The organism is Bacillus cereus group sp. MYBKT14-1, from assembly GCF_051915185.1.
GTDB lineage: Bacteria > Bacillota > Bacilli > Bacillales > Bacillaceae_G > Bacillus_A > Bacillus_A cereus.
On record NZ_JBQAEF010000014.1, the window covers coordinates 50,234 to 63,060 of the forward strand.

Sequence of the window (12,827 nt, forward strand, 5' to 3'; positions counted from 1 at the left end):
ACCAGTATAAAATAATTAACATTTCATATGAACAATTATGGCAAATGGATTTTCAAATTACAGAACCATTTATACTCAAGGTTGATTGGGATAAAGTAACGTATGAATTTTTAATTCGTATTAAGCCCGATGCTTCTAACACTATTGTTTTTGGATCCGGAGCAGGTGGGTTTCAAGAACAGCCAATTGGTCCACCTATTTTTCATCGACATTCTTGGATGGATGAATTTGAAGATACTGTTATATATTATAATGACCCTACGTTATATCTTGGAAAATTATCTTTAGGTTGGGGACAGGGAGAGTTAAATAGATTTTATTTACAAGATATAGCAAATATTTTAGAAATAGTATTTGTAAAGTTAAAAGTTGATTCGAAAAATGTGTTGTTTTATGGCAGTTCTGGGGGAGGATTTATGTCTTTAATTTTAGCTGGATTCGTTAAGGGCTCCACAGCTTTCATTAATAATCCTCAAACAAATTTATTAAAATGGATACCTGTACCAATAAATCTAGTTTTCGATTTGTCTTATCCAAATTTATCAAGAGAAGAAGTTGAAGAGAAATTTGGCGAAAGAATTAATGTTGTGAAATTTTTTAATCACATTAAATATGTACCGAATATTTATTTTTTGCAAAATTTCGCGTGTGAATTTGATGTTCAAAATCATTTGCTACCATTTATTTCCGAATTAGAGCAACTTGATAAAGACACGGAAGTAAATCAAATTATAATTGACTTATATTTTGATAAAAAAGCAGGGCATGCAGCTGTAGGTAAGAGTGAAACAATTGAATATATAAAAAAAGTAAAACCTAATCAGACTGTAAAAGAAGAACAAAAAGAAGTGGACCTATCAGTCGTTATAGTTTTAGGAGAAGATAAATCAAAATTGAATCAAATTTTAAATAAAGTGCAGCATATAAAACCACTAGAAATAATTATTGTATCTGATGATAGAATGAGTGCGATACAATCTATACCAACATTTGTTGAAAGTAACGTTGTTGTGATTGAGGAGAAAAGTAAACGGAAAGCACCAGTTCATGGGGCAAAAGTCGCCAATGGTGATGTGGTCTTATTTTTTAATGGAGAAGATGTTATTTTTTCGGTAGAATTAGAACGATTTATAGAACCGCTACTAAAAAAGGAACAGGATGTAATTTTAAATAATATAGACTCGGTTTGTTTTGAAAAGATGAGAGTAGAATGGCCAAGCATTGCTATGGTGTATAGAAAAATAGTAAACGATGTATTGGGGCGTATGGATTTAAAATATGATTCGATGTTATCTATGCCATATGCTATTACTAAAAAAGCAATTGAAGACATTGGATATGATATCTTGCAGAACCCTATTCTGTCCCAAGTAACTCTTATTGAGAAAGGGTGGCGAGTACACACTTCTTCAGCAATCACTAAAACCTCTTTAAATGCAAATCATACCTCTTTTTATAGAAATAAACTAACTAAGTTAGAAGTACGTGAGATTAATGAGAATGTAAAAGCTTTAGAGAGTTGGTTACAAGGAAAAGATGATAGAGGTAATTATACAGATGGAGGAAGAAAAAGAGAAGTTATAGAGCAACTAAAAAAACAGAAGAATTATTCACGTTTTCATAAAGGATGGGGAATGAATTCCTCTATTTATAATGGAAAACAGTTATCTATTATTATACCAGCACAAAATGAAGAAACAACGATTAAAGAAGTTATTCTTGAGGCAAGAAAAATTGAACCGAAAGAAATAATTGTTGTCATTAATGGATCAACAGATCAAACAGAAGCAATTGCTAAGCAATTAGGAGCTACAGTAATTGTTTATGAAGAAAGATTAGGGCATGATGTAGGACGGGCAATTGGTGCACAAGAAGCCACAGGGGATATACTTCTCTTTATTGATGCTGATTTTGCTATTCCAGCAAAAGATCTTCATCCGTTAACACAGGCTGTTACAGATGGTGTTGATATAGCTTTAAATGATTTAAATTTAAATCTTAGATTTCCTCTATACATTGTAAATTTATATAAATATATGTTGAATATTGCCTGTAACCGTAAAGATTTAGGGGTGGGATCCACAATTGCTGTTCCTCATGCTATTAGTAGAAAATGTTTAGAGGGAATCGGCTGGGATACACTTCATACATCGTGTGTTGCGCAAGTAAAGGCAATATTAGAAGGATATAAAGTTGAATGTGTCCATTTTGTAGATGTAATGAAACCTAATCGTATTCGGCCACAAGAGCATTTTGCCACGATAGGACATCCACCAGCTGTATTAAGAATTACTGGGGATCATTTAGAAGGATTTTCGTATTTATTGAAGAACAAGGATTTTAAAGACTTATTTTAAAAGGTAAATTTCTCTATTGAATGAGTAACCTAAACATTTCATTTATGCAACTTGATGATATTTAGTATTGCAATGAAACTGAAATCAAAAATTTTTATTATTTTTAGCTTAGGTACAAGTGAAGAGCATGTTTCACTGACTGATAATAAATGAACAAGTAACCAAAAGGTAAAGGCTTCTTTATATATATGAAGGAGCTTTTATCTTTTTTATTTTATGTATGGAAAGTAAAGAGTGAATAAAGTTGTAACAATATTCTTATTTGTGAATAAATTGATATTAGATATAAGAAAGGAGGAAATATCTTGTCTTGCATCAATAAAAGTTGTTTTAATATTTGTTTAGAAACTAAAGTCAATCCAAATGGTGGGGCAGAAATATTCGTAAGGTGCAATGATGAATGTTCATCTAATTTTAATGTAATACCGTTTATTGCATGTGTTTCTATTTCAGTAAAGGATGATTTGAGTTTTTTAGTTGATTTAGATAGTTTAATAAAACGTTAATTTTTTATGGAACTAATAGTGAAATAACATCTAATTTATAAAATTTAGTAAGAGAGTCGTGTCCGAATTTAACTAACTGCATATATTGTTAAGAGAAAGGAGGGAGAGTTATGGCATGTACTACGAATAATGTTTGTTTTGATGTATGTCTTAAAATTACAATTACCCCTGGTAGTGGAATTGACGCTGTAGTGGATTGTGGGGGGGCATGTGGGACAAGTCCTACAATTGTAATTAGTCCTAGTGGATCAATTGTAATTACTTTACCATTGGTTGCATGTTTCTCAATTACACTAAACGATGATTTAAGTGTTGTATCTTCATTAACAAGCCTCTCTTTTCAAACTTCCTAAGAAAATCAAGAAATGAAAAGCCTGCTTTCTACTTTTTCTTTTGAACTAATGTAAAAATAAAAAAGATGGTTACAAACCATCTTTTTTATTTTGCTATATATTTAAATTGAATTTATATATTATTTGGTGGTAAGAATATACAATTAAAAGCATTCAGTGTCTCCTTTTTGTTCGAGGAGGTAAGAAATTGCCTCTATATGATCACCAATGATTTGTTGCGTTGCTAATGAAAGGTAGCCTTCCTGCGAGAAGTGTTTTTCTGGTCGAACTCGATTTATCTTGTCAACGTCGATAGAATGAACATTTTGTACATGCAATCCTGCTAAAATTGTTTTAACTTGACTTAAGGTTGGTGAAAGAAGAGAATCAAACCCAATTATATCAATGCATTTTCGACTAAAAGCATGAGGGACAGCAGTTGTGGAGCCCATACCTAAATCTTTTCGATTACATGCTAAATTAACAGCATACTTACATGCAGTCACGATAGTATAAGGAAGACGATACATGTAGTAGTGCTCTAATTTATTTAAAGCTAAATCGGTTCCATTTTGAACAGATTGTACAAATGGTAATAAATCAGAACTAGGAATTAAGAAATCACCATCAATAAATAATAATATATCACCTTTTGCAAAATATGCACCAACGGCACGTCCGGTATCAATGCCGAGTGCTTCTTTGTAAGTAATAACTGTTGCACCGCAATTCTTCGCCAATTCCTCTGTTGTATCTGTTGATCCATTAACAATAATGATGATTTCTAAAGGTTTTAATTTCTGCACCTCAAAAATGATAGATTCTATCGTTTTTTCTTCATTTTGAACAGGGATAATGATGGATAATTGTTTATTTCCATAAGTATTTGAATCAAACTCTTTACCTGTAATTATTTTAGGTATAGCTCTTTGTTCGCCGTTTTGAAGTTCTAAAATAATATCCCGTCTTCGATTATTATCAGTATAGTTTCCTCTTGGATCTTGTAATATATTTACCCAATTTTCAATTGCTTCTAGGTGGTAACGAATGAGTTGTTTTGAGGGGAAGGAGGGAATTTGCGGTATAGAAATTTTAAAATGATTGCTAATGCGAAATTTATTTTTAATAATTTTCATTTGTGCCAGTATCGGATTTAATAAACTTTCTGGAGTAATTGCATCAAGAATCTCTTTTGTTATTGCATAGGGAGGAAATAATAATGAGTTAACATGTAAATCTGGACGATGAAAAAAATGATTCGTAACTTGCTGCCAAATCATTTCTATAGTGGGCTTTTGCTTTTGATAAAAAAAATCATCTAAATTGTTTAATACTACGTCAGCTGATTCGTCTAGTAATGGTTGAAGAAATGGTATAAGTAAGGAAGGGTGAATAATGTAATTTGCATCTAAAAATAAGAGGTACTTACCCTTTGCTTTTTTGGCACCAATTACATAACAATTATTTGATTCTATCGGTTCTTCTAATGTGATAATTTTACAATTGTAAGATTGTGCAGTATCAATGGAATCATCGATACATCCGTTAATAGTAAGGATGATTTCTAAAGGCTGTAGTTGTTCACAGGCTTTCAAAATTTCAGGTAAAACTCTTATGTTATGCTGTATACGAATAATAATAGAAATCGGATTTTTACACATAAGTAGTCTCCTTTTTAATCAGAGGTAGTTATTAATAAGGTTAGATAAAATAGGAGATATATATTTTATTATATACGTAACGACTATTTAGTTTTATCAGATTTAAAATTTTCATTACTTGAATTCGAACCTTTATTTATTCCAGAAGCGAGTAAATTATTGAGAACGCTAAGGTCTAATTGCATAGGGATTGAGTTTTCGGATGGAGTTTTCTCATTTTCTTTTTTGGTAGTTAATATAGTCTTTATATTTTTTATTTCTTTATATTGCTTTAAGGTAATGAAAAATCCAGAAATAATTAAGAGAAAAGAAACAGTAGCAAGTAAAAGTATTATTTCCAACATAAAATAGCCTCCTTTAAATCTATAATAATACTATAGTTGAATGTAATAAGACAAAATTCGAGCTAATGAGTTCACTTTTTAAATATATGCAAATCTTTAGTAAAAGTTACTGATTTCCAGGTTAAAGGAAGCAATTATAGAAACGTTATAAATATAAATAAATTAAAGTTTCATTTGTAGTGTAAAGGTATGTATTATATAAGCTAAACGTCATTTTATAACAAGTTAAATAGGGTGTAATTTTATATAAAAAGAGCATTTAATTGGACAAATAATTAATTATGTGAAATAATAATAACAGATAAGGATACGTTGCTTTTCCTTAAGTGCTTCGAATTAATTTTATTCAATAAGAGAAGGTGTGCTTAAAGAAGTTAAATTAAATAAGGAGCTGTTTTATTATATGCAACAAAATAATGATTTAAATTTTGAACCGCAAGACGTTAATATTGTCAATCCTAAACAAGCCAGGAAAGCAGTAATTGCTACTGGTATAGGGAACGCAATGGAGTGGTTTGACTTCGGATTATACGCGTATTTAGCGGTAATTTTAAGTCAATTATTCTTCTCAGGTGTTGATAATAGTGGATTGCAACTTGTACTTACATTCGGTACATTTGCAGCAGCCTTTCTCGTTCGACCAATCGGAGGTGTATTCTTTGGTAGAATAGGAGATAAGTACGGCCGAAAAATCGTGTTAAGTACTACTATTATTTTAATGGCACTTTCTACATTATTCATCGCATTACTACCAACCTATGAACAAATTGGTGTATGGGCACCAATACTACTTTTAGTTGCCCGAATGATTCAAGGCTTCTCTACAGGCGGCGAATATTCAGGTGCAATGGTTTATATCGCAGAATCTTCTCCAGATAAAAAGCGTGGTATACTCGGTAGTGGTCTTGAAATTGGAACACTCTCAGGTTACATTGCTGCATCGGTAATTGTTACCATTTTGACGTTATTGTTAACAGATGAGCAAATGCTCAGCTGGGGATGGCGTATTCCGTTCTTAATAGCTGCACCAATTGGTTTGGTCGGTTTATACTTACGCCGTCATCTAGATGAATCTCCAATCTTTGAAGAGATGGAAAAAGCACAAGAGGAATCTGAAGACAATGAACAATTTTCATTCATGGATATTATTAAATATCACAAAAAAGACTTCTTATTAAGCACAGTAATTGTCGCCTTCTTTAATATTACAAATTATATGATTCTTTCGTATATTCCTTCTTATCTAACTCAAGTACTTAAAGTCGAAGAAACAACAGGTTTATTAATTATTTCTATTACGATGGCACTTATGATTCCACTAGCACTATATTTCGGTAAATTAAGTGATAAAATTGGTAATAAACGCGTTGTGCAAATTGGTTTACTTGGTTTAACTGTATTTGCAATTCCAGCATTTTTACTAATAGGTAACGGACATATTGCAGCTATATTTGCAGGTATTTTCGTACTAGGTTTCTTCTTAAGTGTATATGAAGGAACATTACCTTCATTATTACCATCACTCTTTTTCACTGATGTACGTTATCGAGCACTTTCGATCTCATTTAATATTTCTGTATCGATATTCGGTGGAACAACACCGCTTGTATGTTCATACTTAGTTCATGCAACTGGTAACCCGCTCGCACCGGCATTTTATTTAGCAGGTGTAAGTATTATTGGATTAGTTGTATTTAGTGTACTATTCGTTACAACTTCAGGGCGTGCGCTAAAAGGTTCATATCCTACAGTAGAAACGAAAAAAGAAGCACACCAAATCGCTAAAGAAGACCCTGAAGAAACACTTTGGTGGCATGAAGAGTCATTAGAAATTGAAGCAGGGAAGAATGCTTCCATTTAAAAAGCAACGTAGAAGTACAAAAAGACTCCTATGAATATAGGAGTCTTTTTGTTACGTTATTTCTTTCGTTTCTTCAAACTTTTTTGATATGCATAAAGCTTATGAATCTCTTCCTTAAATTCATGTAGAAGTACAGTGTTTGCACTATTTGAATAACGCACCGTATTATAAGCATCTATAATAATATCACTTTGAATATTTACATCTTCTTCATCGTTTATTCTTTCTAGCCAAGCCTCAACAGTTTCTCCCCGTTTTCTATTTAAAGGAGGGGTTAACTTACTCTCTAGCTTGAAAATTTCCTTCCGAATTTCGTTATGTGGCGGTTTATTTCGTTTAAAACGATTTTGGCTCATTCCTTCTTTATCAGTAATGATAGTAGATTCGAAGGCGGGCATATTTGGTAAACTTAAATGTTTTCGTTTTTTTACTATTTTCCAAACGACGTAAATAGCGATAGCTGTACAGACTATTATTGTAGTGCTATTTATGAGTATTGGATCAAAATCAGGAATTTTTTTTCCGTCTTCAATTTTTGGTTTTAAGAGATGTCCTTTATTTGCCCAAACATCTTCAGTATCTTTTAATTCCGCTGCTTTAATTAATGGCATTAAAGCATAGCCGACGCCTAATGCGACTACTTCCGTTATAAAACCAAAAATAAGTCGAATGAAAGGAAATACATGAACAATTAATATACTCATTAAGCCAATCGTAATGATAGAAGAAAAACGTAATAGTTGTTGTTTGCGATTTGCCCCGGTTAACCAAAATGTAATCATAAGATGCAAGGCTAACATTAATAGTTTCCACAACGGTGGAAAGGGTGCATAAAATATAGCTGAAACGACAAACCATACAATACCACCTAAAGATTTTTGAACTGGATATCCAGGTCCGACCACATGTACGATAAAGAAAAATAGTGGTAATATGATTGTGCCAAATAGAGAAAAAGGTAAAAATAAAGAGAAAAGAACGATTTGAAGAACTAAAAGTATTACAAATCCTGTTGTTTTTTTCTGCATAAATTTATGAATAAGAAATACTCCAATATAGCCTGTTGTTAAAAATATTGCAATACTAATTAGTTCATCTCTTTCTGTTAATAATGAAAGTAGAAGGAGCAGAATGAAATCATGAATGTGATATAGCCAAGTTTTCAACTGGTTCCACCATCCCTTCACTAGTAATGAGAAACGTTGGCTGCGAGAGAAGAGGGAGTTCATTTCTTTTTAAACCAATGTATATCATTGTAGACGATCGTTCTCTTTTTCTCTTTACATAATGAAGGAATCCTTGTTTCGGAAGTAACGTACTATCATCTGAAATACGGGCTAATTCTTCTAAAGCTTTTGCATATTGTGTTTGTCCTTCATTTAACGGTACATGTAATGCACCGCCTTCTGCTAATACACTAATAAACAATTCAAACGGAATGTGGTGCTTCGTTGCATACTGGAAAATGTATGTTGCATATGAAATAAGTTCTTCTACATTATCTTTCCAACCAAATCCACGATCGGCAGCTAAAGAAAGACAAATCGTCCAACTATAATTTTTTACAGGTTCATATTGCTTCGCCTGTAATTGTTGCATTTTAGCAGATGCCTTCCAATGAATAGAGCGGAAAGACTCACGCTCATATCGCTTTACACCGATAATAGATGTTTCATCATTGTAAAAAGAAAAATTCGTTCGATAAGATCCATTCAAAAGTTGCTGAAGTTCTTGCAAACCTGCTACTTCTTTAGGAGAAGGATACACAATAATTTCAGTCCTTAATTTATCAAAAACAGGTAAATGTACAGTTAATAGATGAAATGGATCTTTTAATACACATTCAAATTGTTCAATTTGAAACACACCACGCTTCGTGGCGGTTAATGTTAACCCCCATTTTTGTGTCGAATGTGCAGGTTGTGAAAATGGGAAAGAGAATAACGTTTTTGATATTTGTTCAATGCCTTGCTCTTTATGCGGTATAAGGGACGAATTTAAATGAAAGTAACAAACACCATTAACGATCGGTATGCTGGATCCATTTTTTAAATGAATAAAAAACTGTCCAGATTCCTCAGGAAAAATCCGTGTAGTTTGTTTCTCATTTATGATTTGAAACTTCTTCTCTATGAAAGCGACATATTTATAAATAAAAATCGCAAATAAATAATAGAAGAAAAAGAGAAACATAAGCATTCGTTGCGGGAAAAAGAATGTGAAAAGTAATGCGATTGGAACGGTTAGTTGAATAATATGGAGTTGAAAAAATAAAGGCACAGTTACAACACGCTGTCCATTCATGCTTGTTCAATCTCCACAGGTACGTCAACTTCTTTTAAAATACTTTGCATAATATCATTCTTTGTCGTACGCAGGGCACCTTCCATTGATAAGACGATACGGTGATTCCAAACAGAAGGAACTAACAATTGTATATCTTCTGGTGTGCAATATTCTCTCCCGCGTAAAAAGGCTAAAGCTTGAACAGCACGTACTAAAGCTAATGTGGCACGTGGGCTTACACCGTTAGCGATATAATCATGATTTCTTGTAGCATGAGCAAGTTTAATAATGTAATGTTCTAACGGTTCCGAAACAAATATTTCTTTTACTCGTTTTTGAGCTTCTAAAATATCTTCTAATGAGATGACAGATGTGACACTTTCTAATGGTAAATCGTTCCGAAAACGTCGCATCATTTGTAACTCATCTTTAGGAGTTGGATAACCGATTGAAATCGTCATTAAAAAGCGATCAAGCTGTGCATCTGGAAGAGGGAAAGTCCCTTGTGATTCAATTGGGTTTTGCGTCGCAATAACAAAGAACGGTTTCGGAAGATGAGTTGACTGCTTCTCCAGCGTCACTTGTCGTTCTTCCATCGCTTCTAACAAACTCGACTGCGTTCTCGGCATTGTACGGTTAATTTCATCTGCTAGCAAAATGTTTGTCATAACTGGTCCAATTCTTAATTCGAATTCGCTTGTTTTTGGGTTGAAGTATTCAATACCTGTTACATCACTTGGAAGTACATCAGGGGTAAATTGAACGCGAGAAAAACTACCACCAATACTTTTTGAAATGGTTTTCGCCAGTAACGTTTTCCCAGTACCAGGCACGTCTTCGAGTAGTACATGTCCATCAGCAAGAAGTGAAACGAGCAGTAGATCAATAACATTTTCTTTACCAACAAACACAGATCCGATGTTTTCTTTCAATTTATTTATCATATGTACCATTCCTTTCATTATAAAAGAGCTAATATTTCTATATTTTAACAAATTATTCAGAAAATTGGTATGATTTTTTAATTCAAAGAAATGGATATTTAATTATTAAATTGCTCTTGCATATTTTGGAATATAATTATACAATATCGATATACGATGTATCGTGAATCGATATATCATAAAACGATGTATCGGAGGTAGTTATAATGAATGCGAAGGCGCAAAAATATATTCCGTTAACTGAGGCGACATATTACATATTATTGTCACTCGTGAAGCCGTTGCATGGCTACGGAATTATGCAAATGGTAGAAGAGATGACAAATGGGGAAGTAAAGCTCGGCCCTGGTACTTTATATGGAAATACGACGAAATTACTAAAAGAGAAGTTAATTGTTGAAGTTGCCTCTACAGACAGAAAGAAGTGCTATGAGTTAACGCCGTTTGGGAGAGAAGTGTTAGAGCTCGAGTATAACAGATTACAGAGATCTGTAAGGAATGGAAATAGTATATTAGGGGAGTGAATGAGAGATGGAGACAAAGAAGGTATTTAAATTTTTCATGGCATGGAGTTTAGAAAAAGAAGAAGCTTTTTTACGGAAAATGCATCAAAAAGGTTGGGCGTTACAAAGATATAATTTGTTGTATACGTTTAAGAAAACAGAACCGAAAGATGTAATATATAAAGCGGATTTTAGATTGGTTTATAGGGATTCAAAAGAAAAACAACAGGAGTACTTTGAAATATATGAAATGTCTGGTTGGAAACGTGTCACAAGTTTTACAAGATGGAATTATTTTTGTAAGGAAGTAGAGAAGGGAATTGAGTTACCTGACATATATTCAGAGAAGGACACGAAGGTACAAAAAATGAAGGAATTATTACAATTTTTCGCATTGATTTCAATAACTATATTACCCTCAATGTATAGCGTATTTTTAAGTTCAACAGAATCAAGAGTGCCAATTTGGGCGAAAGTTATGACAGGGCTTGTAGGTTGTATGTATGCTTATTTCTTCATGAGGATTTTTTGGAAAATCAAGAAATTGAAAAGTGAAATATTATAATAAAGATTAGACCCTAGAAGAAGATAATGATGACAATGAACAATGACATCATTATCTTCTTTAATTTTTATGTAATTCTATTTTGTTGACTATTTTTTATATAATAAAACATTATATATTTAAGGCATAGAACTAACAGTTACAAAGATGATACCAGTAACAATATCTAAAAAAATCATAAATGAAGAAGTAATTAATAATAACGAACTAGCAATGAATATCACTTTATTAGATTTTTGTTTTTTATAAAGGAAATAAAGTAAAAGACCACAAATAGTAGAAAGTATCCATATAGCTAAACCGTAAGAAGTTGAGATTTTCTTCCAATCGGAAATCCAAAAGTAAAAGAGGATTATGTGACAAGTTAATAGTAGAAATGTTGATGGAAGCATTATCTTTTTATTTAAAATCATTTGTTTCACCTCCCTTATGTAAATATTACTAAAATGGTGTGGATTTTAACATATAATAAGGAAGAAATACATTTTTAATTAACGTATTAAACGAAAAAATCCCTTATAGAAAAATCTATTTCTACAAGGGATAATCATGTTTTTATTAGAAAGACTGATTTTGCGCAGGTTTAATAAATTGTTCAGGGTTTTCAACAAGTCCGCATACAGCACATTGGACACGGTATGTAGGTCCTTGATAGGCCATATGAAAAGCATTCATCGTTTCATTTGTGTATTCTTCTTCCACTTGACCAGTTTGTGGATTTATTTTGACTGGTTTTACTTGTTGCTCAAGAATATTAAAGCGAGTACGGTTCGTTTTACAACTTGGACATAGCATTGGTTCCATATGTATACACCTCCATTTGTATCATTTCTTAAAATCTTTAATTTTATGCAAGCAAAAAACTTTCTCAATATAAATAGGTGTTTAATGTATTTAAAATTCAGAAAAAATAAAATATAATAAAAGTACGAACTGGTTATGTCCAAACCAAATCTCCTGTTTTATGCCAATAAGCTGGGGGGCCGAGAAATCGGCCTCATTTTTTTTGCTCATTACTACAAGGAACAAGGTTTTATGAGACTTTTGTCGAAATTTTAGGGATAGATACAAAGGGGGATGTAAAATGAATTTGAAAATGAAGTACATCATTTTATATGTAGAAAAGTTTGAGGAATGTTTAAAGTTCTATAAAGATATTTTACAGTTACCTATAAAAGCAGAGCACGGCACATATATTGAATTTAATACTGGAACTACCATTTTAGCGATGAATACGCGGCAAGATGTGAAAGAATTAACAGGACTACCGCTTACAGAAGGTGAATTACAGTCTTCTCATTTCGAGTTAGGATTCGTTGTTGAGAATGTACAAGAAACGATTGAGCAATTTAGAGAGCAAGGTATTAAAATTTTAGTGGAGCCAATTGTAAAACCGTGGGGACAAACAATTGCCTACATTGCTGATCCAGATGGAAATTATATTGAAATTTGCAGTTCATTAGAATAG

General features: G+C 32.4%; 14 protein-coding genes. 7 read left to right on the forward strand and 7 right to left on the reverse strand.

Annotation, left to right across the window (positions count from 1 at the left end; all coding sequences use genetic code 11):
* Nucleotides 1–44 precede the first annotated feature (44 nt).
* The 3 genes from ACTFO4_RS24550 to ACTFO4_RS24560 all read left to right on the forward strand — a co-directional run bounded on the left by ACTFO4_RS24550 (nucleotide 45) and on the right by ACTFO4_RS24560 (nucleotide 3,216).
* A complete protein-coding gene (locus ACTFO4_RS24550; RefSeq protein ID WP_440014283.1) occupies nucleotides 45–2,357 on the forward strand; it encodes a glycosyltransferase in 2,313 nt (770 codons plus the stop codon).
* A 305-nt stretch (nucleotides 2,358–2,662) separates the two neighbouring features.
* The gene (locus ACTFO4_RS24555) at nucleotides 2,663–2,863 is read left to right on the forward strand and encodes a hypothetical protein (RefSeq protein WP_001277651.1); all 201 of its coding nucleotides are present in this window, start codon (nucleotides 2,663–2,665) and stop codon (nucleotides 2,861–2,863) included.
* A gap of 110 nt (nucleotides 2,864–2,973) precedes the next feature.
* A complete protein-coding gene (locus ACTFO4_RS24560; protein ID WP_000752466.1) occupies nucleotides 2,974–3,216 on the forward strand; it encodes a hypothetical protein in 243 nt (80 codons plus the stop codon).
* A gap of 143 nt (nucleotides 3,217–3,359) precedes the next feature.
* Here the strand turns inward: ACTFO4_RS24560 and ACTFO4_RS24565 are convergent, their stop codons facing one another.
* Both ACTFO4_RS24565 and ACTFO4_RS24570 read right to left on the reverse strand, forming a co-directional pair.
* A complete protein-coding gene (locus ACTFO4_RS24565; protein ID WP_440014260.1) occupies nucleotides 3,360–4,856 on the reverse strand; it encodes a glycosyltransferase family 2 protein in 1,497 nt (498 codons plus the stop codon).
* Nucleotides 4,857–4,939: 83 nt separating this feature from the next.
* Complete coding sequence (locus ACTFO4_RS24570) at nucleotides 4,940–5,200, reverse strand: hypothetical protein (RefSeq protein ID WP_063536685.1); 261 nt, start codon at nucleotides 5,198–5,200, stop codon at nucleotides 4,940–4,942.
* Nucleotides 5,201–5,603: 403 nt separating this feature from the next.
* On the opposite strand from ACTFO4_RS24570, the gene ACTFO4_RS24575 reads away from it, so the two are divergent.
* On the forward strand, nucleotides 5,604–7,061 hold the full coding sequence (locus ACTFO4_RS24575; protein ID WP_001186926.1) for an MFS transporter: 1,458 nt from the start codon (nucleotides 5,604–5,606) through the stop codon (nucleotides 7,059–7,061).
* Nucleotides 7,062–7,117: 56 nt separating this feature from the next.
* Here ACTFO4_RS24575 and ACTFO4_RS24580 read toward each other — a convergent pair whose 3' ends face one another.
* The 3 genes from ACTFO4_RS24580 to ACTFO4_RS24590 are packed head-to-tail and all read right to left on the reverse strand — an operon-like array spanning nucleotide 7,118 to nucleotide 10,291.
* Nucleotides 7,118–8,227 carry a DUF4018 domain-containing protein gene (locus ACTFO4_RS24580; RefSeq protein ID WP_078421361.1) on the reverse strand — a complete coding sequence of 370 codons (1,110 nt, stop codon included), beginning with the start codon at nucleotides 8,225–8,227 and terminating at the stop codon, nucleotides 7,118–7,120.
* A complete protein-coding gene (locus tag ACTFO4_RS24585) occupies nucleotides 8,199–9,365 on the reverse strand; it encodes a DUF58 domain-containing protein (RefSeq protein ID WP_078421362.1) in 1,167 nt (388 codons plus the stop codon). Before ACTFO4_RS24585 ends, ACTFO4_RS24580 begins: the two co-directional genes overlap by 29 nt.
* Nucleotides 9,362–10,291, reverse strand: coding sequence for a MoxR family ATPase (locus ACTFO4_RS24590; protein WP_326235032.1), 930 nt, complete (start codon nucleotides 10,289–10,291; stop codon nucleotides 9,362–9,364). Before ACTFO4_RS24590 ends, ACTFO4_RS24585 begins: the two co-directional genes overlap by 4 nt.
* Before the next feature lie 206 nt (nucleotides 10,292–10,497).
* Here ACTFO4_RS24590 and ACTFO4_RS24595 point away from each other — a divergent pair, with 206 nt between their 5' ends.
* Both ACTFO4_RS24595 and ACTFO4_RS24600 read left to right on the forward strand, forming a co-directional pair.
* Entirely contained in the window at nucleotides 10,498–10,815 is a 318-nt protein-coding gene (locus ACTFO4_RS24595) for a PadR family transcriptional regulator (RefSeq protein ID WP_000991882.1), read from the forward strand.
* A 7-nt stretch (nucleotides 10,816–10,822) separates the two neighbouring features.
* On the forward strand, nucleotides 10,823–11,359 hold the full coding sequence (locus ACTFO4_RS24600; RefSeq protein WP_000448417.1) for a DUF2812 domain-containing protein: 537 nt from the start codon (nucleotides 10,823–10,825) through the stop codon (nucleotides 11,357–11,359).
* 119 nt (nucleotides 11,360–11,478) lie between these two features.
* On the opposite strand, the gene ACTFO4_RS24605 is transcribed toward ACTFO4_RS24600, so the two are convergent.
* Entirely contained in the window at nucleotides 11,479–11,772 is a 294-nt protein-coding gene (locus ACTFO4_RS24605; RefSeq protein WP_078421365.1) for a hypothetical protein, read from the reverse strand.
* A 145-nt stretch (nucleotides 11,773–11,917) separates the two neighbouring features.
* On the reverse strand, nucleotides 11,918–12,163 hold the full coding sequence (locus tag ACTFO4_RS24610; protein ID WP_000433602.1) for a hypothetical protein: 246 nt from the start codon (nucleotides 12,161–12,163) through the stop codon (nucleotides 11,918–11,920).
* A 280-nt stretch (nucleotides 12,164–12,443) separates the two neighbouring features.
* On the opposite strand from ACTFO4_RS24610, the gene ACTFO4_RS24615 reads away from it, so the two are divergent.
* Nucleotides 12,444–12,827 (forward strand): glyoxalase/bleomycin resistance/dioxygenase family protein, encoded by a 384-nt coding sequence (locus tag ACTFO4_RS24615; protein ID WP_001049849.1) that lies wholly within the window; start codon nucleotides 12,444–12,446, stop codon nucleotides 12,825–12,827.